The sequence below is a fragment of the Bordetella sp. N genome (genome assembly GCF_001433395.1).
In the GTDB taxonomy this organism is placed as follows: domain Bacteria; phylum Pseudomonadota; class Gammaproteobacteria; order Burkholderiales; family Burkholderiaceae_B; genus Bordetella_C.
The window spans coordinates 1,202,013-1,223,668 of record NZ_CP013111.1 but is presented as its reverse complement, the minus strand read 5'-3'; the positions used below and the strand labels follow the sequence as shown (position 1 = coordinate 1,223,668).

At 64.9% G+C, this 21,656-nt stretch carries 23 protein-coding genes; 6 read left to right on the top strand and 17 right to left on the bottom strand.

Features of this window, described 5'->3' with window-relative positions; genetic code table 11:
* Positions 1-56 precede the first annotated feature (56 nt).
* Positions 57-1,397: a PLP-dependent aminotransferase family protein gene (locus ASB57_RS05340; RefSeq protein WP_057655927.1), complete on the top strand. Its 1,341-nt coding sequence runs from the start codon at positions 57-59 to the stop codon at positions 1,395-1,397.
* Positions 1,398-1,443: 46 nt separating this feature from the next.
* Here ASB57_RS05340 and ASB57_RS05335 read toward each other — a convergent pair whose 3' ends face one another.
* Entirely contained in the window at positions 1,444-2,559 is a 1,116-nt protein-coding gene (locus tag ASB57_RS05335; RefSeq protein WP_057651187.1) for an NADH:flavin oxidoreductase/NADH oxidase, read from the bottom strand.
* 103 nt (positions 2,560-2,662) lie between these two features.
* Here ASB57_RS05335 and ASB57_RS05330 point away from each other — a divergent pair, with 103 nt between their 5' ends.
* Positions 2,663-3,538, top strand: a complete 876-nt coding sequence (locus ASB57_RS05330; RefSeq protein WP_057651185.1) for a LysR family transcriptional regulator — start codon at positions 2,663-2,665, stop codon at positions 3,536-3,538.
* 5 nt (positions 3,539-3,543) lie between these two features.
* Here the strand turns inward: ASB57_RS05330 and ASB57_RS05325 are convergent, their stop codons facing one another.
* Positions 3,544-4,680, bottom strand: coding sequence for a DSD1 family PLP-dependent enzyme (locus ASB57_RS05325; RefSeq protein WP_057651183.1), 1,137 nt, complete (start codon positions 4,678-4,680; stop codon positions 3,544-3,546).
* Between the two features lie 174 nt (positions 4,681-4,854).
* On the opposite strand from ASB57_RS05325, the gene ASB57_RS05320 reads away from it, so the two are divergent.
* Positions 4,855-5,850, top strand: coding sequence for a LysR family transcriptional regulator (locus ASB57_RS05320; protein ID WP_057651181.1), 996 nt, complete (start codon positions 4,855-4,857; stop codon positions 5,848-5,850).
* Here the strand turns inward: ASB57_RS05320 and ASB57_RS05315 are convergent.
* Positions 5,847-6,434 (bottom strand): TetR/AcrR family transcriptional regulator, encoded by a 588-nt coding sequence (locus tag ASB57_RS05315; RefSeq protein ID WP_057651179.1) that lies wholly within the window; start codon positions 6,432-6,434, stop codon positions 5,847-5,849. The genes ASB57_RS05320 and ASB57_RS05315 overlap by 4 nt on opposite strands.
* A 163-nt stretch (positions 6,435-6,597) precedes the next feature.
* On the opposite strand from ASB57_RS05315, the gene ASB57_RS05310 reads away from it, so the two are divergent.
* The gene (locus ASB57_RS05310) at positions 6,598-7,347 is read left to right on the top strand and encodes a siderophore-interacting protein (RefSeq protein WP_082621388.1); all 750 of its coding nucleotides are present in this window, start codon (positions 6,598-6,600) and stop codon (positions 7,345-7,347) included.
* Positions 7,348-7,405: 58 nt separating this feature from the next.
* Here ASB57_RS05310 and leuD read toward each other — a convergent pair whose 3' ends face one another.
* The 12 genes from leuD to ASB57_RS05250 form a co-directional block, all read right to left on the bottom strand.
* A complete protein-coding gene (gene leuD, locus ASB57_RS05305; protein WP_057651177.1) occupies positions 7,406-8,014 on the bottom strand; it encodes a 3-isopropylmalate dehydratase small subunit in 609 nt (202 codons plus the stop codon).
* Positions 8,011-9,405 carry a 3-isopropylmalate dehydratase large subunit gene (gene leuC, locus ASB57_RS05300; RefSeq protein ID WP_057651176.1) on the bottom strand — a complete coding sequence of 465 codons (1,395 nt, stop codon included), beginning with the start codon at positions 9,403-9,405 and terminating at the stop codon, positions 8,011-8,013. Before leuC ends, leuD begins: the two co-directional genes overlap by 4 nt.
* A gap of 27 nt (positions 9,406-9,432) precedes the next feature.
* Positions 9,433-10,158: a GntR family transcriptional regulator gene (locus tag ASB57_RS05295; protein WP_156414064.1), complete on the bottom strand. Its 726-nt coding sequence runs from the start codon at positions 10,156-10,158 to the stop codon at positions 9,433-9,435.
* 42 nt (positions 10,159-10,200) lie between these two features.
* Positions 10,201-11,073: an oxaloacetate decarboxylase gene (locus ASB57_RS05290; protein WP_057651172.1), complete on the bottom strand. Its 873-nt coding sequence runs from the start codon at positions 11,071-11,073 to the stop codon at positions 10,201-10,203.
* Between the two features lie 17 nt (positions 11,074-11,090).
* Positions 11,091-12,536 carry an MFS transporter gene (locus ASB57_RS05285; protein WP_057651170.1) on the bottom strand — a complete coding sequence of 482 codons (1,446 nt, stop codon included), beginning with the start codon at positions 12,534-12,536 and terminating at the stop codon, positions 11,091-11,093.
* A gap of 66 nt (positions 12,537-12,602) precedes the next feature.
* Complete coding sequence (locus ASB57_RS05280; protein WP_057651168.1) at positions 12,603-13,367, bottom strand: ABC transporter permease; 765 nt, start codon at positions 13,365-13,367, stop codon at positions 12,603-12,605.
* The gene (locus ASB57_RS05275) at positions 13,364-14,122 is read right to left on the bottom strand and encodes an ABC transporter permease (RefSeq protein ID WP_057651167.1); all 759 of its coding nucleotides are present in this window, start codon (positions 14,120-14,122) and stop codon (positions 13,364-13,366) included. Before ASB57_RS05275 ends, ASB57_RS05280 begins: the two co-directional genes overlap by 4 nt.
* The gene (locus ASB57_RS05270; protein ID WP_057651164.1) at positions 14,119-14,967 is read right to left on the bottom strand and encodes an ABC transporter ATP-binding protein; all 849 of its coding nucleotides are present in this window, start codon (positions 14,965-14,967) and stop codon (positions 14,119-14,121) included. Before ASB57_RS05270 ends, ASB57_RS05275 begins: the two co-directional genes overlap by 4 nt.
* Before the next feature lie 21 nt (positions 14,968-14,988).
* On the bottom strand, positions 14,989-15,966 hold the full coding sequence (locus ASB57_RS05265; protein ID WP_057651162.1) for an ABC transporter substrate-binding protein: 978 nt from the start codon (positions 15,964-15,966) through the stop codon (positions 14,989-14,991).
* A gap of 209 nt (positions 15,967-16,175) precedes the next feature.
* Positions 16,176-17,060, bottom strand: coding sequence for an SDR family NAD(P)-dependent oxidoreductase (locus ASB57_RS05260; protein WP_057651160.1), 885 nt, complete (start codon positions 17,058-17,060; stop codon positions 16,176-16,178).
* A 127-nt stretch (positions 17,061-17,187) separates the two neighbouring features.
* Complete coding sequence (locus ASB57_RS05255) at positions 17,188-17,769, bottom strand: TetR/AcrR family transcriptional regulator (protein ID WP_057651159.1); 582 nt, start codon at positions 17,767-17,769, stop codon at positions 17,188-17,190.
* Positions 17,770-17,826: 57 nt separating this feature from the next.
* A complete protein-coding gene (locus ASB57_RS05250) occupies positions 17,827-18,741 on the bottom strand; it encodes an AraC family transcriptional regulator (RefSeq protein ID WP_057651156.1) in 915 nt (304 codons plus the stop codon).
* A 98-nt stretch (positions 18,742-18,839) separates the two neighbouring features.
* Here ASB57_RS05250 and ASB57_RS05245 point away from each other — a divergent pair, with 98 nt between their 5' ends.
* Complete coding sequence (locus ASB57_RS05245; RefSeq protein WP_057651154.1) at positions 18,840-19,613, top strand: SDR family oxidoreductase; 774 nt, start codon at positions 18,840-18,842, stop codon at positions 19,611-19,613.
* A 24-nt stretch (positions 19,614-19,637) separates the two neighbouring features.
* Here the strand turns inward: ASB57_RS05245 and ASB57_RS05240 are convergent, their stop codons facing one another.
* Entirely contained in the window at positions 19,638-20,543 is a 906-nt protein-coding gene (locus ASB57_RS05240; RefSeq protein ID WP_057655925.1) for an NAD(P)/FAD-dependent oxidoreductase, read from the bottom strand.
* A 130-nt stretch (positions 20,544-20,673) separates the two neighbouring features.
* Between ASB57_RS05240 and ASB57_RS05235 the strand changes: the two genes are divergently transcribed.
* Complete coding sequence (locus ASB57_RS05235) at positions 20,674-21,087, top strand: Rrf2 family transcriptional regulator (RefSeq protein WP_057651152.1); 414 nt, start codon at positions 20,674-20,676, stop codon at positions 21,085-21,087.
* Positions 21,088-21,100: 13 nt separating this feature from the next.
* Here ASB57_RS05235 and ASB57_RS05230 read toward each other — a convergent pair whose 3' ends face one another.
* A complete protein-coding gene (locus ASB57_RS05230) occupies positions 21,101-21,580 on the bottom strand; it encodes a VOC family protein (RefSeq protein ID WP_057651150.1) in 480 nt (159 codons plus the stop codon).
* Between the last annotated feature and the right edge of the window lie 76 nt (positions 21,581-21,656).

Genomic DNA, 21,656 nt, shown 5'->3' with positions numbered 1-21,656 from the left:
TCGTGGCCAAGCAAGGGACGAAGCCGGCCGTCGGGCCGGCCGAGACTACCGACAGCCTGGGCGCGGCTGCCATCGCCGCCTCGATGGCGGACGACGTTCGAAGCGGCCGGCTGGCGCCCGGCACGCGCCTGCCCACGCACCGGCAGCTTGCGACACGCCATGGCATTGCCGTGGCCACTGCCACCAGCGTCTATGCGCGGCTCAAAAGCATGGGCCTGGCTGTCGGCGAAACCGGAAGAGGCACGTTCGTACGTGATCGGCCGCCGCGAGACGAATGGGACGCCGCCGATGAATCGCGCCGCAACGCCGCCGCCGCTGATTTGTCATTCAATCATCCGGGCTGGCCGGGCCAGGGCGACATGCTGCGCGAGGCCTTGCGCCAGCTGGCCACGGGCGGCGACCTGGCCGCGTTGCTGCATCAGCAACCACCCGGCGGCCGGCGCCATGACCGGGCCATCTTGCGAGACTTCCTGATGCGCGAACGCGGCCTGGATACTGAAGTGGAAAGGCTCTTCCTGGTCAACGGCGCGCAACATGGCCTGGATTGCGTGATACGCGCCCTGCTGGCTCCAGGCGACGCCGTGGCCGTCGACGCCTTGACCTATCCCGGCTTCAAGATGGCGGCTGAAGCGCATGGCCTCAGGCTGCATCCCATCCCGGCCGCACTGGATGGCGTCGGCGGCCCCGACCTGGACGCCTTGGCGGCCTTGTTCGAGCGGCAGCGCATACGCGCCATCTACACCATGCCGACCCTGCACAACCCCTTGGGCTGGGTCATGACCGACGCACAGCGCCAGCGCCTGGTCGCGCTGGCCCGCCGGCACGACTGCCTGATCATCGAAGACGGCGTCTACGCACATTTGATTCGCCGCGCGCCCGCGCCCCTGGCAGCGCGCGCGCCGGAGCGTACGGCCTATGTGTCGAGCGTCTCCAAGAGCCTGGCCAGCGGCCTGCGCTACGGCTACGTCAGCGTCCCGCCCGCGGTCGCCACGAAGGTCAAGGCACACATCCGTGCCAGCCATTGGAGCCTGCCCACGTTGGTGACCACCTTGGGCACGCACTGGATCGCCGATGGCACCCTGGCCCGCCTGGAAGAACGCCAGCGCGCCGATGCCAAGCGACGGCAGCAGTATGCGCGGCAGGCGTTCCAGGGCATGGACCTGATCGCGCATCCGCAATCGTTGTTCGTCTGGCTGGCACTGCCAGCGGAACTCAGGATGGACCGGATCTCCGCGGCGCTGGCGCAACGTGACATCGCGGTGTCCAAAGGCGACGCCTATGCCACTACCCGGCACGCCCCGCACGCGCTGCGCCTGGGGCTGAGCTCCGTGGCACTGGAAGCGTTGCCGGGGGTACTGGGCACCGTGCGGGAAACGATAGAAAGCTTCCCGCCGTGATGGGGGCCGCTGCCCGCCCTGAAACGCTGCCCATTCCACGCAATGCTTATTGCGCGGCGCCCTTGCCCGGGCCCTTGTAGCGCGACAGCCAGTGCGCGTAAGGCGCGGGCAGCACCCAGGCGGGATTGTCCTGACCCAGCGCCACGGCCAAGGCATAGGGATAGTGCGGGTCGGCCAGATGCGCGCGGGCGATCATGACCAGATCCATCTGCCCTTGCGCGATCGCGCGCTCGGCGACCTGCGGGTCATCCATGCACCAGCCGGACGCCACCGGCATGCCGGTTTCGCGGCGGACGCGCTCGGCGACCGGGGCCAGGAAACCCGAGCCCCAGGGCGCGCGGCCTTCTATCGTCGAAAAACCGATACTCGCGTTCAGCATGTCCAAGCCGCCCGCATGCATCTTGCGCACCAGGTCGATGGACTCCACCAGCGTTTCCTCATCGCGGCCGTCGAACTCGATGACCCCGAAACGCGCCGTCAGCGGCAGGTTCTCGGGCCACACCTCACGCACGGCCGCCAGCGTTTCCAGCAGGAAGCGGCCACGGTTTTCGAGGCTGCCGCCGTACATGTCGGTACGCGTGTTGGCGTGCACCGAGAAGAAGCTTTGCGCCAGATAACCATGGGCAAAATGCAGTTCCAGCCATTCGAAACCGGCATCGCGCGCGCGTTGCGCCGCGGCGACGAAATCGCCGCGCACGCGGTCGATGTCAGCCAGCGTCATTTCGCGGGGCATCTTGGGCAGGCCGCCGCCGAAGGCGATGGCGGAAGGCGAGATGGTGGGCCAGCCGCGCGGATTGCCTTCGGGAATGTGGTCATCCCCTTCCCAAGGCAGGTTGGCGCTGGCCTTGCGGCCGGCATGGCCGATCTGGATGCCCGGGACCGAGCCCGCGGCCTTGATGCGCGCGGCGATGCGCGCCATGCCTTCGGCTTGAGTGTCATTCCACAAGCCGGTACATCCCGGGGTGATGCGACCCTCGGGGGAAACCGCCGTGGCTTCCACGATCACCAGGCCCGCGCCACCGCGCGCCAGACCGGCGTAATGGGCGTCGTGCCACTCGTTGACCACGCCGTCGACGGCGCTGTATTGGCACATGGGGGGCACGGCGATGCGATTGCGTAGCGTGACGTCTTTAAGGGTAAAGGGGGTGAATAAAGCGGGCATGGTGATCCGAAGAAATGAGCGGAATTTGGCAAGGTGTCCAGGCTACCCCGCTCATGCCCTGACGTAAACTAATGGGACATTATCAAATCAATAAGAGATTCTTATGCTGAACCCGCAATGGCTGCGCACGTTCATGGCGGTGGCCGACCTGGGCAGCTTCACCCGCGCCAGTGAAAGGCTGGGCCTGACCCAGGCCGCGGTCAGCCAGCACGTGCGCGCGCTGGAAGACGAACTGGGCCCCTTGCTGATCCGCCGCCCGCGCCAGCTGGAACTGACGCCGGCCGGCACGGCCTTTCTGGCCTATTGCGCGGAAGTCGGGCAGGCCGATCAGCGCCTGCGCGCGCGTCTTTCGGACGCCGACGAAACCGCCGGTGAGATCGCCATCGTCACGCCCGGCAGCGTCGGGCTGGAGCTTTATCCGCGCCTGCTGGATCTGCAACAGCGCCATCCCGGCCTGATCGTGCGCCATCGCTTCGCGCCCGATCCCGAGATTCTTACCGCCGTGCTCGACCGCAAATACGAATTGGGATTGGTGACCCTGCGCCCGGATGATCCGCGCCTGGCCTCCGAACGCTATACCGAGGAACCGCTGGAGATGGTCACCCCGGCCGGCAAGCGGGTGGACGGCTGGAGCGACCTGGAAGCGTTGGGCTACATCGACCATCCCGACGGACAGGCGATGGCCACGCGGCTGCTGAGCCGCCACTTTCCCGGCAATCCCGGCATTCGTTCCCTGCCCTGCAACGGCTACACCAACCAGGTCGGCTTGATTCTCGAACCGGTCGCGCGCGGCCTGGGCTTCACGGTCCTGCCCCAATATGCGCGCAAGATGTTCAGGCATCAGGACAGGCTCAACGTCGTCGATTGCAGGGCGCCCGTGGTGGACACGCTCTGGTGGACCTGGCGCGGCGAATGGCCCTTGTCGGCCCGGGCCCGACGCCTTATCGACGTGCTGGGCGCGGATTTGAAGGCGGAGTGAGCGGCTCAGGCCCACCCGCTGAAGCGCGGCCAGGTGGCCTCGACCTCGGTGCCGCCGGCCACCACCGTGTACGCGCCGAACTGCGCCCCGGTCGCGCAGGCGTGGTTGGGCACGATACGCAGCATGGTTCCCACCGGCAGCATGGGCGTCGCCGCCGGGTCGTTCCGATGCCGCAGGATGCCGTGCTCCTGGTTGGCATCGATCATCACGAGGTCCGTCATCAAGCGGCCCGCCTCGTCGCAGACCAGGCCATAGCCCTGGTCGACCGGCTGTTTGGCCGTGCCGCGATCGCGCGACATCGCCATCCAGCCCGCGTCGGTGATCAACCAGCCCTTTTCCCGCTGATGGCCGATCACCGTGCAAAGCACCGACAAGGCGATATCCTCGACCGCGCAGACGCCGATGCCGTGCATCACCAGGTCGAAGAACACATAGACCCCGGCCCGCACTTCCGTCACGCCATCCAGCGATTCAGCGAAATGCGCGGTCGGCGTGCTGCCGACGCTGACCACCGGGGCGGCGTGGCCGTCCGCCCGCAAACGTTCGGCGGCGCGCACGGCGCCTGCCCGTTCCTGTTCGGCGCACGCCACGATGGCCTCGTGCGAGCGGCAGTTATAGGACTCGCCCGCATGCGTCAGCACACCCGCCAGCCACGCGTTGGCGCCTGGCGCCGCACGCAGATGTGCGCCGATACGCAGCAGCATATCGTCTTCGGGCGGTACACCGGAACGGTGGCCATCGGTATCGATTTCGATCAGGACCGGCAGGCTGAGCGCGTGGTCCTTGGCGTAGGCCGCCACGGCCTGGGCGGTTTCCTCGTTATCGAGAATGACGGTCAGCCGCGCGCCGCGCCGAATCAGTTTTTCCACATGCGGCAGCTTGCTCGGCACGATGCCCACCGCGTACAGGATGTCGCGCCAGCCGTGCTCGAGGAAATACTCGGCCTCCTTCAGGGTCGACACCGTGATGGGTGCGTCAGGACCGCCCAGGCGGCGCGTCACGTCCGCGGACTTGTTGGTCTTGACGTGCGGGCGCAGGGTGACGCCAAACGGCGCCAGGCGGGTACGCAGGCGTTCGATATTGCGATCCAGGCGGGTGCGGTCGAGGACGAGCTGCGGAGTTTCTAGGTCGGCGAGGTGCATGGCGGGGATCGCAAGAGAAATTGAAGGAAGCTACGGAGTGGCAGCCAGGACCTGAGTGTAGGCGCGGCACGCGACTGGATGGTTAATCAACAATCACTCTATGATTAACCTTTTGGTTAATATAGATTTTCGCCGTGCGCGACGCCCAAACCACTCGTCGCCCACCCGCCCCCCATGAAACTCGACATCGACGATCTGCGCTTCATCCTGGCCCTGCAGCAGGTGGACAGTCTGGCCGCCCTGGCGCGCGCGGAGAACGTCACGCCGCCCGCCATCACCAAGCGCCTGAATCAGCTGGAAGCCCGGCTCGGCTTGCGCCTGGCCCTGCGCACGCCGCGCCGTTTGCAGCTGACCCACGAAGGCCATCTGCTCGCGCGCCAGGCCACCGACGTGATCGACCGCATGCAGGCCATCGAAAACGCCTTGCAGGAACGCAGCCAGGTGATCGCGGGCAAGCTCAAGGTGCAGGCGCCGTTCGGCTTCGGCCGGCGCTATCTGGCGCCGCTGCTGGCGCGTTTCCACGACGAGCATCCCAACGTCGAAGTCCAGCTGTTCCTGTCGGACAGCCTGCTGCCGCCGCCTGCGGCGCATGGCCGCGACGCGTTCGACGTGGTCATCAGCATCGGCGAATTGCCGGACATCCGCTGGGTATCGCACCCGATCGCGCCGAACCGGCGCTTGCTCTGCGCGGCGCCCGCCTATCTGGCGCGCGCGCCCAAACTGGAGACGCCGCAAGACCTGGCGCAACACGCCTGCCTGGTGCTGCGCGAAAACGACGAGGACGTTACCTTGTGGCGCTTCGCCGACCGGCAAGCCGCCCGCGCGGGCAGCCGCCCCATGAAGGCCTCGACGAAATCCTCGTCCACGCGCGACGCCACGCCGCACACCCTGCGCGTCCACCCTGCCCTGGAAAGCAATGACGGCGACGTCATTCATCAGTGGTGCGCGGCTGGCAAGGGCGTCATGATCCGCTCCGAATGGGATGTGGCGGAGAGCGTCGCCGCCGGCAAACTGGTCGCGCTACTGCCGAACTACCGCCTGCCCGACGCCGACGTCGTCGCCCTGGTCCCCGCCGCCCACGTCGATTCCGCACGCACCCGCCGCTTCATCGACCTGTTGCGCCGGTCCTTCCTGCCGCAGCCGCCTTGGCGCGCTCGCCTCGGAAACTAAGGACGCGCCCCCGGCAGCAGCAGCCCGCTTAAGGCGTAACGCACCAGATCCCCCGCCGAGGGGGACCTTACGAAAGTCATGGCGGGCGCGTGGGTCAATTCGAACACGACGGCGCCCAGCTTCTCCGCATCGGTCTTGCGCGCCGGCGCACAGGCGGCCAGGCGTTCGCCCAGGCGGTTCCAGTGCGACCGGAACACGGCTTCCTGGGCTTGCTCGAAGCGTTTGCCGGGCTTGGCGTAACGCTGATGCTCCAACACCAGCAGGGACCAATTGCCCTCCGCCGCCTTGGCATCGGCCCATGCGGCTACGGCGTCGATCGCCGCCTTGGCGTCCTTGACGCCATCCAGCGCCGCCAGCAACCTGGCCAGGCTGGCTTCACCATGAGCTGCGAGCAGTTCCAGGAAGATCTGCTCCTTGCTGTCGAAGTTCGAATAGAACGCGCCCTTGCTGAAGCCGGCCGCGGCGGCGATGCGATCCACTGACGCCGCCACGTAGCCTTCCCGCGCGAACAAGCGGGTGGCCGCGGCCAGTAATTTGCCCCGCGTCGCCGCCTGGCTCTCTTCCCTGGACATGCGAGTTGTCATGACGAATATTTCTCCTTCAGGTGAGGACGGCAGGCCCTGGCGCCCGGCACCGCGGGCCGCAACGCCCTGCAATACCTATCCACGAAATGCGAATACTAATCAGTATTCGGATACTGTATAGTATTTGAATACCCGCTTGTTGGGTAGGCAGACTATCAAGGAGATGCTTGTGGATCATCCCACTCAACGCGTCCGTTTCGAATTGAAGAGCCGCCGTGTCGTCGTGCAGAGCACCGAACGGCTTACCCCCCATATGCAGCGCATCGTGCTGACAGGCCCGGACCTGGCGGATTTCTCCAGCCTGGGCGCGGACGACCACATCAAGCTGTTTTTCCCAGCGGGTGCCGAGGTCGAACGGCGCGACTACACGCCGCGCCGCCATGACCCCGAGGCACGATCCCTGACCCTCGACTTCGCGCTGCACGAAGCCGGACCCGCCACGCAATGGGCCTTGCAGGCCAAAGTCGGCGACACCCTGGATTTCGGCGGCCCGCGCGGATCCATAGTGGTCGAATGGTCGTATGACTGGTGGTTGCTGATCGGCGATGAAACCGCCCTGCCCGCCATCGGCCGCCGCGTTGAAGAAGCGCCGGCGGGCACACGCATCATCACCGTGGGGATCATCCCCGGGCCCGAAGATGAACAACGCTTCGACACCCGCGCCGACCACACCGCGCTATGGGTGCATCGCGCGCCCGCGCAGGCCGACGACGCGGCGCCCGTCTTGCAGGCCTTGAGGTCGCTGGAATTACCGCAGGGTGAAGGCTACGTCTGGGCCGCCGCGGAAGCGGGCGTGGCCAAGGCCATACGCGCTTATGTACGCGACGAAATCGACCATCCGCGCGAGTGGACCAAGGTCGTGGGCTATTGGAAGAAAGGGCATGCGGATGCCCACGAGAAGTTCGAGGATTGAAGCGGGGGCATTGGGCCGCCCCCCGCTCCCATCGTTGCACAGCTTTGTGCGTGAGGACTCAGCGGAGATGTGCCCACGGCCGCCGCTGACGATCCACGGCCTGGAATGCTGCAATGCTCGGTTCCCGGGCCACCGCCATATCGACATCGTCCAAGCCGTTCAAAAGCGCTGTCCTTTGCGACTCGGCCATCGTGAAGCTGACCGCGGCACCGTCAGGCAGGCGAACGGTGCAATCGCGCAGATCCACCGTGACGGCCCCGCCCTGCCGGGCCGCGGCGGCAACAGGCTCGATCTGCCTGGCTGCCAGACGCACCGGCAGCACGCCTATCTGCAGGCAGTTGTTGAAGAAGATATCGCCGAAGCTGGGCGCGATGACGCAGCGGATGCCGAACTCGTCCAGCGCCCACACCGCCATCTCACGCGAGCTGCCGCAACCAAAGTTCCTGCCTGCCACCAGTATCCGCGCCGTGCGGAACAGCGCCTGGTTGAGCACGAACTCTGGATTCTCACTCCCGTCCGCCCGATATCGCCAGATCTCGAATGCCCACGGCGCGAACTGGCCGCGCTTAAGCTGCGCGATACGCTCGATGCGCACGATGACGTCCGTATCGATGTCGTCGCGGTCGATCACGGCGGCATGGCTGGTACATACGTCGAATGCCTTCATACAGACCTCCGGATTGCACCGGCCAGTGCCGATGCGGCGGCGGTGGCTGGGCTGGCCAGATGGGTCATCACCCCCGGCCCCTGCCGCCCCACGAAATTGCGGTTCGACGTGGAAACACAGCGCTCGCCGGGTGCACCCAGGTCGCCGTTGGCGCCGACGCACATCGAGCAGCCCGGCTCGCGCCATTCGAAGCCCGCATCCAGGAAGATCCGATGCAGTCCCTCACGTTGCGCCTGCTCGCGCACCAGCAGAGAGCCCGGTACCACCCACGCACGCACGTGGGGCGCTACCCGGCCGCCGCGCACCACGGCAGCGGCGGCACGCAGATCTGAGATGCGGCTGTTGGTGCATGAACCAATGAAGACGCGGTCGATGCGCGTGCCAGCCAGCGCTTGCAAGGGCCGCAGCTTCATATAGTCCAGCGCGGCCTGCGCGGTGGCACGCCGCTGGGGATCCTGTTCGGCGGCAGGATCGGGCACCGTGCCGTCGATGCGGATGACCTGCTCGGGGGTCGTGCCCCACGTGATCTGCGGACCGATGCCGTCGATATCGACGACCGCCTCGCGATCGAATACCGCGCCGGCATCGCTGCGCAACGTGCGCCAGTAGTCCACCGCAGCCGCGAAATCATTGCCGCGCGGCGCATAGGGGCGGTTATGCAGGTATTCGAAGGTGATGTCGTCAGGCGCGATCATGCCAACGCGGGCGCCCAGTTCGATAGTCAGATTGCACAGCGTCATGCGCTCCTCCATATCGAAGCCGTCGATCACCGCGCCGGTGTATTCGATCGCATGGCCATTGCCGGCGGTCACACCGAGCTGGCCGATCACGTGCAGGATCAAGTCCTTGGCGCTTGTGCCCGGCGCGGGCAAGCCCCGCAGCATGATGCGCATGACACCAGGCTTGCGCTGCCGCAGGGTCTGGCTGGCCATCACCTGCACTTGTTCGGACGAACCCACGCCCATGCCGATGGCGCCGAACGCACCATGCGTACAGGTATGGCTGTCGGCACAGACCACCGTGGTGCCGGGCAGCGTCAGCCCTTGTTCCGGCGCCGTCACGTGGACGATACCTTGACGGCCGTCGTCCACATCAAACAGATCGATACCCAGTTGGGTGGATTGCTTGCGAAAGGTCTCGACCGCTTCCGTGCTCCATGCCTCGTCACCGGCGTGGCGCCCAGGCGCGCTGGAGATGACATGATCCAGGTTGGCGAAAGTGAGCTTCGGATCGCGCAACGGCAGCTTGCGCCGTTCCAGCGCGGCGACAGCGTCGACCGAGGTCAATTCATGCATCAGGTGGCGGTCGACGTGCAGCACGGTGGTGCCGTCCGCCAGTTCCTCCACCACGTGGTCATCCCATACTTTGTCGAAGAGTGTTCCCTTGCTCATGTCTCTCTCGCTGTCGCACGGCGGTTGTCATTCGGGTGGCGGCGGACGGGTTGCCGCGATGGCCGGCAACTGCAGGATGTTTTCCGCTGAATGCCACAAGTGGCGCTTCATGGCCTGGTAGGCCTGCTCAGGGTCGCCCGCAAGAATGCCTGCGGCGATATCTTCATGCTCGGCGAGCGAATTGCGGATGATCTGCGCGCTGCCGATGGTCTGGCGCAGTTGGATCATGAAGACCGGCAATTGGTATTTGTCGATCAGACCCTCCAGCGGCGGGTTCTCGCACATACGTACGATTTCCTGGTGGAACGCGCGGTTGTCCGCGATGAACTCCTGAAAATCCGGCCGTTTTGTGTGGATACGGCCTTTTTCCAGCACCGCTACGAAGCGTTCGCGATTTCCCTCCAGGCCTATGTTGCGTGCGGCCATGCGCGCGGCGTAGCCCTCCAGCGCCTCGCGAATCTGGAATACGTGCGTGACCTCCGCCGCCGACAGGCTGCGCACCACCGCGCCGCGGTTGGGCACCACATCGACCAGGCCGTCGGCTTCCAGACGGCGAAACGCTTCGCGCAGGGAGTTGCGGCTGATGCCGATCTGTTCGACCACATCGCGCGAGATCAGCCGCTGCCCGGGGGCAAGGCGGCCATCCAGGATGCGGCTTTTCAATTCGGCGGCCACGCGTTCCACAGTTTCGCCAGTGCGTCCGGCAGGTTCGGCGCTGCTCTTGTCGAGCACTTGGATAGGAATTTCAGTCATGCACACATTGTCCAACAAAACGCCTGTGGCGCATCGTCAGCTTCAGTCCGCGTGCGCCTTGTCGAAGTCCCAGACCGCCTGGAAACCCATCAGCTGGCACATGGCTTCGAATTTCATCAAGTCGGTGCCGGGGCCCAGCGTGGTTTGCGGCGTCTTCAACTGGGTATAGACCTTCTCCAGCGCCTGGCTCACGGCCAGGAAGCCAGAGGCCGGATAGATCGCCAGCGAGAATCCCATTTTCTGGTACTCCAGGGGAGGCAACTGCGGCGTGCGCCCCCCCTCCACCACATTTACCAGCTTGGGCAGCTCGAAGCTGCGGCCGATTTTCTCCAGTTCCTCGGGGGACTCGGGCGACTCCACGAACAGCACGTCGGCGCCCGCCTTGCCATAGGCTTCAGCGCGGCGCAGCGCTTCGTCCAGGCCCAGGCTGGTGCGCGCATCGGTGCGGGCGATGATCTGGAAGTTCGGATCCTCGCGCGTCTCCTTGGCTACCTTGATTTTCTTGACCATGTCCTCGACGGGGATCACGCGTCGACCGGGCGTATGGCCGCACTTCTTGGGAAACTCCTGGTCTTCCAGCTGGATGCCGGCGGCGCCCGCGCGCTCATAGCCGCGCACGGTGTGCGCAACGTTGAGCAAACCACCATAGCCGGTGTCGGCGTCGCAGACCACGGGCGTGCGCGCCGCGCCGCAGAACGCCGCCACGCGGTTCACCATGTCGGTATACGTGGCCAGGCCGGCGTCGGGCTCGCCCAGGTAGGACGCCACGGTGCCGAAGCCGGTCATGTACAGGCAATCGAAACCCATGGAATCGGCCAGGCGCACCGAGATCATCTCGAATACGCCGGGTGCGACGACAATATCGGGGCCGGCGAGTTTTTGCTTCAAAGCGCGCCGTTTATCGGAAGCGTTCATGATTGATTCCTTGGATATCAATGGAGATGGGTGGTCTGCGCATTCGCGCCGGTGGCGGCGCGGGCGAGGTCTGGGGAAAGCTGGGAAATTTCTTCGAGCGAGCGCTGGTTGGTTTCCGTGCCGAACAACGCCAGCACCACCGCCATCAGCAAAAGCGCGGCGATGATCACGAGCAGTACCTGCTGTATGCCGCCGGTGGCATACAGCAGGACAGCAGCCTGCGGCGCGAAAATACCGGCGATACGCCCCGTCGCGCTGGCGACGCCGTTGGCGCGCATGCGGTTGCCGGTGGGGAACAGTTCGGGGATATACGTGGCGACCCCAAGGGCGACCATCAGGTAGGTCAGCGTGAACAAGATGAAGCCGAGCACCGTCGCCATCTCGACACTGGTGGAATGCGCATAGAACCAGCCCACCGCCGAGGCGATGAGGGCAATCGCGATCAGGCCTTTGCGCCGTCCCACGCGGTCGGCGATGAGTACGCCGATGAATGCGCCTACCGGGCCGCCCAGCGACATCAGCGCGGTATAGCCCAGCGAGGAAGCCACGCCCAGCCCCTGCTTGACCAGGAAGGTCGGCACCCAGACGATGAAGCCGTAGATCATGATGTTGATCGCGATCTGCACGATCACCCCGACGAATAGGCGGCTGCGAAAAGGCGGCTTGAACAGGCTCTGCCATGAGTCGTCTCGCAAACAGCCCTGCAGGCCGGCCCGTGGCGCACCCTGGGCGACATTCCGTGCCGCGCCCCCCTCCGCCGCTTGCGCGGGCGACCCTGCCCGCGTCGACGCGACCTGGCTTTCGGCCTCGATGCTCGCCAGCACCGCGTCCGCTTCGGCATGGCGACCCTTGGACTCCAGCCAGCGCGGCGATTCGGGCATCTTCCTGCGCAGCACCCACACGCACAACGCGCCGCAGCCGACGATGACGAACATTGTCCGCCAGCCCACCGAGGGAATCAGCAGGTAGCCCAGCACGGCGGACACCAGCAAGGCGCTGTTGGTGATCAAGGAAAGATAGGAGGACCAGCGGCCGCGGACGGCGGGCGGAATGAACTCGCCGATCGAGCCGTAGCCGATGACGATTTCCGCCCCGAGTCCCACGCCCATGAAAAAGCGGCAGACGATCAGCCACATCATGTCCGGCGCCGCCGCGCCGGCCAGCGATGCCACGCCGAACAACAGCAGGTTGAACTGGTAGGCGTACTTACGTCCTTTCGCATCGCCCAACACACCAGCCGCCACGGCGCCGATCAGCATGCCCACAAAGGTCGCCGAGAGGAAGGTCGCGTTGGACTCCATGGTGGACCAGCCGCTCTTGCCTAGCGCGGCCAGCACGCCGCCCGCCAGGTAGATGTCGAAAGAGTCCAGAAACATTCCGGCGCCGATCAGACAAAGGATACGGCGGTGGAACGGCGAGACAGCCAAACGGTCCAGTCTTGCGCCGGCCTCTGATGTATTCATCGTCTTGTCTCCAAAGGTTCACTTCTTGTGACGCCGCAGCCGGGGGGCGCGGCGGCGCCCTGCAGTTCAGCTCACGCCACCCAGCTTTCGATGCCATCGCAGCAGCAGCATGTTGGCGGCCGTGGCGAAGGCGAACAGCAGGCAGGCGAGCGCCGCGATCATGAGCGGGTCGTTGCGCGTCATCGCGCTTATGAGCAGGTGGCCGATGCCGCTTTGCGACGCGAACATCTCGCCGATCAGCGTACCCAGCAAGGTCAGTGAGAAACCGATGCGCAGCCCCGCCACCACCTCGGGCGCGGCGGCCGGCAACAGCACGTAGCGGGCGTAGGCAAGCGGCGTAAGCCGGCAGACGCGCGCGCAGCGGGCGTACACCGCCCGCATGCCGCGCACCGCCCCCATGGTGAATATCGTGATGGGTACGATGCCGTGGATCACGCCGAAAGCCACCTTGGCATTCAGCCCCAGACCGAATATGAGCAGCACCACCGGATAGAGCGCGATCTTGGGAATGGCATACAGTGCCATCAGCAAGGGCTCCATTACATCGCCCGCCAGACGCCGCGCGCCCAGCACCAGGCCCATTCCCACGCCGCCCACGGCCGCAATGGCGAAGCCGAACGCGAAGGCGGTGCCCGTGGCGCGCAGGCTCGCGGGAAAATCGTCGTCACGCATGATGGCCGCCAGCTTGACCAGCGTCGGCCACGGACCGGGCAGCACGCGCGCCCCCAGCAACAGTGCGCAAAGCTGCCACAGGAACAGCAGGGCCGCCAACAGGATCAGGCCGTCGACGCGTGACGTGATCCTGCTGCCAGCGGTGTCGGCGTCGCTCATACAGCCCCCTGCCGGTTGTGCTTGTATAAGCGCCGTTCAGTCATGCTCAACAGCGCGTTCAAGGTGATGACGAAGGCCAGCAGCAGCACGATCAGTCCGTACATGACGGGGTTGTCGAAGTTGTTGTAGGCGAAGGCAATACGAAAACCGAAGCCCGCGCCCGCCAGCACGAACTCCCCGGCCACCACCGCGATGAACGCATACACCACGGTCAGCTTGATGCCCGTGAACACGAAAGGCAGGCTGGACGGCAGCGTGACCAGCCGGATCTCGTCGAACAGTCCCATGCGCAGCGCCCGCGCCGTGCGCAGCAGCACGCGCGGCACACGCTCCAGGCCGTTGAGCGTGTTGACGGCCATGGCCACGACGCCGAACAGGAAGCCGATGGCCACCAACGGCCAGCGATTCAGGCCGAAGATCACGATCAGGATCGGGTAGATGATGAAAATGGGCACGGCGTAATACGAGAGCAGCAGCGGATCCAGCACCCGCCGCAGGCGGGGAAACTTGAACAGGCAAACGCCTCCCGCGAACCCGCCGATGATGGCCAGCGTGACCGCCATGGCGGTATTGCCCAGGGTCAGCAAGATGTCGCCGGTGTAGTCGCCGGAGCGCAGCAATGTCCAGGCGCCCTGGACCATCCTGGACGGCGGGATGAACGACACGGGATCGATCCAGCCCATGCGGCTGCAGAGTTCCAGCGCCGCCAGCACCAGGATCACCAGCGCCAGACGGTAGTACCCGGCCCGGCTCATTCCATGCTCCCCAGCGCCTTCAGCGCCTCGCCGCGCAACAGGCGCCAGACCCGTGCCGTCAGTTCGCCGAAGCGCGGATCCAGCGCCGTGTTGCTGTCGCGTTCGCGCGACCATCCGGTTTCGACGATCTCGATGAAGCGGCCGGGGCGCGCCGACATGACGCCGATACGGTCCGACAGCAGCACGGCTTCGTCGATCGAATGGGTGATGAGGACGATGGTGGCCTCGGTATCGCGCCACAGCTTCAGCGTTTCCTCACCCATCAGCAGCCGCGTCTGCTGGTCCAGCGCGCCGAATGGTTCGTCCAGCAGCATGAGGCGTGGGCGCGTCACCATGGCGCGTGCGATGCACACCCGCTGGCGCATGCCCCCGGACAATTGCGAAGGATGGGCATGCGTGAACGCCTTCAGGCCCATGAACGACAACGCATGTTCAACGCGTTCGCGTATTTCGTTTTCCGGCAGACCCGCGCGGCGCGCGCCGAAAGCGGCGTTGTCATACACCGTCAGCCAGGGAAAGGTGGCATCTTCCTGGAAGACCACGGCCACGCCCTCCGGCACCTTGTCCAGGACACGCTCACCTTCGAACTGCATGGTGCCGCTGGTGGGCGGATTCAGGCCGGCGATCACGTCCAGCAGCGTCGACTTGCCGCAGCCCGACGGGCCCACCACTGAAAAGAACTCTCCCTTGCGGATGTCCAGGCTGACCGGTCCCAGCGCATGCAGGGGCGCGGCGCCGCCCTTGCCGGAGTAGGCGCGCACCACGTCGGTCAGCACGGCATGGGGTGCCGCCGGCGGCGCCGCATGGATCACGGACAGCGGCGCCTGCTTGGCTTGCAGTTTCATTGCGACTCCTGCGGCAGAGGGTTACTTCGCGCGTTCGGAGGCGGGCAGCAGCGTATCGTCGATGACCTTGTCCCAGTCGAAGGGACCTGGATCGGCAGCCTTGATCAGCACCAGGCCCTTGGCCACTTCATCCATGCTGGCGCGGTCGAAGCCGCCGGTGCTCCAGTAGTGCGGGTCGTTCTGCAGACAAGTCTGGATAGCCGACTTGGTCACGGCGAGGTCCATCTTGTAGGCCTTCGCCAGGATCTGCGCGGCCTCGTCCTGATGCGCGATCAGGTATGCCACGCCCTTGCGGCGTGCATCGATGATGGCCTTGATGGTCTCGGGGTGTGCCTTCAGGTAGTCGGTTCGAACGATGCCCACGGTCTGGGTCTCCTTCGGCACGATGTCGACGGAACGGAAGGCGATCTTCAGTAAATCCTTGTGGGCGCTATAGGAGGGCTCGGTGATGTAAGCCACGTCCACCGTTTTCTGCTGCAGCGCGATCATCATGCTGCCCGACGAGCCCACCGGCTTGCGGTTGACCTGGCCAGCCAGGCCCGCGCGTTCGATAGCCACGGTGGACACCAGGTCGGTGACCGACTTGGGACTGCTGTAGCCCATCGTCTTGCCTTTCATCTGCGCCATGCTGGTGATTGTGTTGTCGGGGTTCTGCACCCACAACTGGTCGGCCAGGCTTTGCACGCCGCCGTGCACGATGGTGATTTGCATGCCCTGCTTGATCGCGGCGATGGCGGCCGGCAACGCGACCTCGCCATAGGGAATTTCTGAAGCCATCGCATTGCGCACCGTGGTGCCGCCGCCTTCAGAGGTAATGAACCCGGTTACGTCGATGCCGCCTTCCTTGAAGTAACCCTTTTCCATGGCGACCGCGAACGGGGCGCCGTACATGCCGTCGCCCCAATGCGTGACGGTCAAGGTGGCGGCGGAACAGGCCAGCGGGGCGGCCAGCAAGGCGGAGGCGAGCGCCAGCCCACCGAGCATGCGGAATGCTTTCATTATTTTGTCTCCGGCTGTGATTTTGATTATGTACAGCGGCCCCGTAGCGATCTTCGTCGCCCGGGAAAATTGTCGGTATAAAGTGTCCGACACTTTGACTGATGGTATTGGCGGATTCTGGCCTCGTCAAGGTTCCGACCCCTAGGGTTTGCATGGGGGTCGGGGGTCAGGCTGCCATGTCGGCACCCTGACCTTGGTGCTTCACTGCTTCAGTGCTTCAGGTTTTCCAAGCCCGCTGGCAGTTGAGCTCCAGGGAAGTGGGTCGACAGCGTTACGTCACGCCATTGCGCCTGTTGCTCGGCGCGCTGGGTTTCCGCTTGTTCGCAGACGAACAGCGCATCGCCGCCCAGCAGCATACGCAGGGGCAGGTCATCGCGACGGGACAGGTCCACGATCAGCGCGGCGATCCTGGCGGGATCGCTGATCTCACTGCCGCCGTAAGCCGCCAGCAATTCCAGGATCTTGCCTACGGAAGGTTCGTAAGCGGGCATGATCGCCGTGCCTTCGCGGCGTGCCTCGCCAGCCCATTCCGTACGCATGCCGCCCGGCTCCAGCGTGCAGACGTGTATGCCCAAGGGTGCCACTTCCTTGGCCACGACATCGCTGAAACCGCCCACCGCCCATTTGGCGGCCTGGTACGCGGACATGCCGGCGGTCGCCGTGCGCCCCCCCACCGAGGACACCTGGAAGATATGGCCAGCGCCCTGCTCGCGCATCACGGGCACGGCCGCGCGCGACAGGTTCACCACGCCGAAGAAATTCGTATCGATCTGCTCGCGAAAATCTTCCGAGGTCATCTGCTCGAACGGCAAGGCATGACCGTAGCCAGCGTTGTTGACGAGGACATCGAGGCGTCCGAACTGTTGCACGGCCGCTTGTACGGCACGGCGCGCCGCGGCTTCGTCAGTGACGTCCAGCGCCACGGGAAGGATGCGGTCGCCGTAGCGTTCGACCAGATCTTGCAGACGGTCGGTCTGGCGCGCGGCGGCGACCAGATGGTCGCCGGCCGCCAGGACGGCTTCGCTGATGTTGCGGCCCAGGCCGCGCGCGGCGCCGGTGACCAACCAGGTTTTGGGATGGGAATTCGTGGACATGGCTGCTCCTGTGCTTGCGGGTGATAAGCGCTGGGATGGCGAGTAGCGGCTCGCCATGTGACCCAGCACAAAATTTAATTGACTATGCACTCACTCATTTAAAGCTCAAAAAATTTTCTGCGTCGCGTCAGCGACCGCCCCCCTTCACCGCGCCCCAGAACGCGCGAAAGCCGGCCTCGCGGTAGTAGTCCGCCTTCGCGTCGTCGCGGGCGATGAAATCCAGGGCGTTGTCGGCCATGGTGTTGAATACCGATCCGATGAAAGCCAGGGCGTCCTTGGCCGGCACCGGGCCGTCGGCCAGCTTCTCCAACAGCAGTTGACCCAATGCGCTGAAGCCCTCCGCGCCCGCGGCCCGGTGCTGGGCATCGATGCGGTCGCAGAAACCCAGCTGGCGCAAAGCCTTATGGCCATCAGGCCAGGCCATGCCCCAATCCAGGTAACCATTCCACGCCTGCCTGACGCGCGGTTCGGCCGCGCCCTTGGTCGTGAAGCCCTTCATCATCGACTCGCGCACGCCCGCCTTCAGATGCACATAAAGCTCGTTGAGCAGCACGTCCTTGTTGGGGAAATAGGTGAACAGCGTGCCTTCGGCAACACCAGCGTCCTTGGATATCCGCGCCGTCGCCGCGCTGACGCCTTCGGCCGCGACCACACGGGCGGCGGCGGCCAGGATTGCGTTGCGCTTGTCTTCACTGCGGGGGCGGGCCATGGCAATAAAATGCTTTAAATGAGTATTTGCTCAATTATATGCGGTAAGCCGGATTCGTCAAGCGGCCCGGCTACCTGAGTCCGCGCTGGCGTACTGCGTCGGTGGCAGGCCGACATGGCGGGTGAATGCCACGCTGAAGGCGCTGGCAGACCCATAACCGACGCGCTCCGCGACCTGGGCGACGCCCTCCCCCTTCTGGCGCAACATGTTCTTGGCCAGGGCCATGCGCCAGGACAGCAGATATTCCATCGGCGCGACGCCGACGATGCGATTGAAGCGCTCGAAGAACGCCGATCGGGACAGCGCCGCCGCGGTGGCCAATTGCACGACCGTCCATGGCTTCTGCGGGCTCTCATGCATCTGGCGCAAGGCAACGGAAAGCCGGGGATCGGCGAGCCCGCGCACCAGTCCCGCGGTGGACGCCGTCGCATTGGTCGACCGCAATGCCTCGATCAACAGCACTTCCAGCAAACGGGCCAGCACGACGTCGCGCGCCGGCCGCTGCTCGCGCGACTCTTCCCGCACCAGCTTCACCAACGTCGACAGCCTGCGCTCGCCCCGCACCAGCACAACATTCGGGAGCAATGACAGCAACAGCTCAGCATCGGGTGACCCAAAATTGCAATGGCCGACCAGAAATTGGACGTCCGACGGAACGCCCTCTTGACCCACGTGAAACCGTCCAGGCCCAAGGGCGACCGGCGTCGAAATGACCTCGTCCGACTCGGGCGGCTCCAGGCTGGAAGTCGCGAAATCGTGCAGCTCCGGGACCAGGACGAAATCATCGGCCTGCAGGGTGATCGGCGCCGCGCCGTTCATCTCCAGGCGGCAGGATCCTTCCAGCAGGACGCAATAGAACGGCATGCCATCGAGGGAACGCTGCACACGCCATCGGCCCCCCGCGCTAACCAGCTTTGAATAGGCCGCGTCGGGTTGAAGCAAGGTGACGATATCCGCTAAGGGGTCGGTCATGGCCGGACGATCACAAATGAAAGTTGGACTTTTGATTGTAGCGAGTCCAGACGTGGACCTATATCTTGTCCATACCGCATTCATTTTCTGGAGTTTCAATGAAGACCGTCCTCATCACCGGCTGCTCGACCGGCTTCGGCCTGGAAACCGCCCGCTATTTCCTGGAACAGGGTTGGCGCGTGGTTGCCACCATGCGCACGCCGAACCCCGAAGTGTTGCCCGCCTCCGATCGTCTGCGGATCGTGGCGCTGGATGTCACCGATGCCGCGAGCATCCAGCGGGCCGTCGAAGCCGCCGGCCCGATCGACGTTCTGGTGAACAACGCGGGCATCGGTTTTCTCAACGCCGTGGAAGGCACGCCGATGGACACCGCGCGCGAGATTTTCGAGACCAACACCATCGGCACGATGGCGACGATCCAGGCCGTGCTGCCGCAAATGCGGGAGCGCAAGGACGGCGTGATCATCAACGTCACGTCGTCGGTCACCGTGCGCCCGCTGCACATGCTGTCCGTCTATACGGCCAGCAAAGCGGCCGTCAACGCCTTCAGCGACGTGCTGGCGCTGGAACTGGAACCCTTCAATATCCGGGTGCGGGTCGTGCTGCCGGGGCGTGCGCCCAGCACCAGCTTTGGGGACAATGCCCGGTCGCGGATGCAGGCGGGTTTTCCTGAACCTTATGCCGAAATGGTACACAGCATCTTTGCGCGATTTGAACAGGACACCGGTCCCGTCACCCATTCGATCGACGTCGCAAAGGCGGTATGGCTGGCCGCCACCGACGCGTCCAGCCCCATGCGCATCCCCGCCGGCGCCGACGCCGAGGCAGAAGTGCAGGCCCTCAAAGCCAGGGGCGCTTCCGTGCTGGCCTGATGAACGGCAGCAGGCGGGCAGGCCTCAGTCGTTGAAGATCAGGGACCGATGCGCGGCGACGCCGGCCTTGACGCCAGACGCCGATGCAAAGGTGGCGTTGGTCATCAGCACGGACATATCACCGGCGGCGAAGACACCGCGCACGGTGGTATGGCCCCAGTCGTCCACCCGGACGACTGGTCCTAACGGACCGTCATCAAGAGCGCATCCCAGTTGTTGCGCGAGGTCGCTGGCCAAATGCGTACGCGTACCGACGAATAACGCATCGACGGCCACGTTGCGTCCATCCTTCAGCCGCAGGCCCGTGATGGCCGGAGACTTGCCCAGTATTTCAACCACCGGCGCGCGTTCGATGTGTACACCCCGAGCTTCAAGCGCGGCGGCTTCCTCCGGGCTGGGCTCCACGATCCCTTGCGTAAACCAGGTCGTCGGCCCCCAATCGGGAATCAACATCGCCTGGTGCAGGGACATGGGACTGGTGGCAAGCACGCCGAGCGCTCTGCCGGCGACTTCATAGCCGTGGCAATACGGGCAATGCAAGACGGAAATGCCCCAACGCTCCTCCACTCCCGCCAAGGCGGGAAGCTCATCCCGAATGCCGGTCGCCAGGATCACGCGAGCGCCGACATGGCGGCTGCCGTCTGCCAGCGTGAAAACAACGTGATCGCCCTGTGCCGCGGCGTTCTGCGCGTAGCCGTCGATCAGGCGCACCGTGGGATAGGCAAGCAACTGTTTTCTCACTTCCGTGAGAATCTCGGCAGGCGTCTTGCCGTCCTGGCCAAAGAACCCATGCGAGTGTTGCGCGTAACGGTTGCGCGGCTTGCCTCCGTCCAACACCAGCACCCGCCGCCGCGCCCGCGCAAGCTGCATGGCCGCGGACAAGCCCGCGAAGCTGCCACCGACGACGATCACGTCATAGTCCACTGTCATCTGTTCTCCCTGGATCCCTTCACAGTCAGAAAGCGATGCGCTGAAGGCATCACGAAACTCCATGAGTTGCATGATATCCATGTGCTACATTTCTTGCAACTTCAAATGTTCCCTGAATGGAAGGCGCCTCTTGAGAACGGATAGCCGCTTGTCGCGGGTACTGCACGCACTGATTCATATGGCTCGCGCCGAGGGGCCACTGACGTCCGAAGCTCTCGCGGCAATGCTGCGCACCAATCCCGTCGTCGTGCGCCGGCTCTTGAGCGGGCTGCGGGAGAGCGGCTACGTCCAATCGGAAAAAGGACATGGCGGCGGCTGGGTGCTCACGGTCGAGCTCGACGCGATCACCCTGCTCGATGTCTATCGTGCCGTCGGCGCACCGCCGTTGTTTTCAGAACTGGTGTCCGAGGATCATCCGGAGTGCCTGATCGAGCGCTCCGTGAACGCGCACCTGTCCGCGACCCTGCGTGAGGCCGAGCAAGCCATCCTGGAAAATTTCGGCCGCTTGACCCTGGCGATGGTCGCCAAGGATTTCGACCAATAGCCTGGCCGCGCTGTCAGCCGCGCCGCGCGGCTTCGATCTTGGCGACGTCGATTTTTTTCATGTGCATCATCGCCTCGAACGCCCGCTGGGCGGCGGCGCGATCGGGGTCGGTGACCGCCTCCATCAGGACGCGCGGCGTGATCTGCCACGACAAGCCCCATTTATCGCGGCACCAGCCGCAGTCGCTTTCCTGGCCGCCGTTGCCGACGATGGCATTCCAATAGCGATCGGTTTCGGCCTGATCCTCGGTCGATACCTGGAACGAGAACGCCTCCGTATGCTTGAAGGCAGGGCCGCCGTTCAAGCCTACGCATGGGATGCCCAGGACGGTGAATTGCACCATCAGGACCACACCCTCGCTACCTGATGGGAAATCGCCCGGTGCATGATGCACCGCGACGACTTCACTATCCGGGAAGGTCTTCGCATAAAACGTGGCGGCTTCCAGCGCCGTACCGTCGAACCAAAGACAAATCGTGTTCTTGGCTACCATCGTCAGTCTCCTTGCGGGAATGTCGGGGTGCTGCGTCCCTGTCCGACCATTCTATGCGCAAGCGTGCTCATACCAT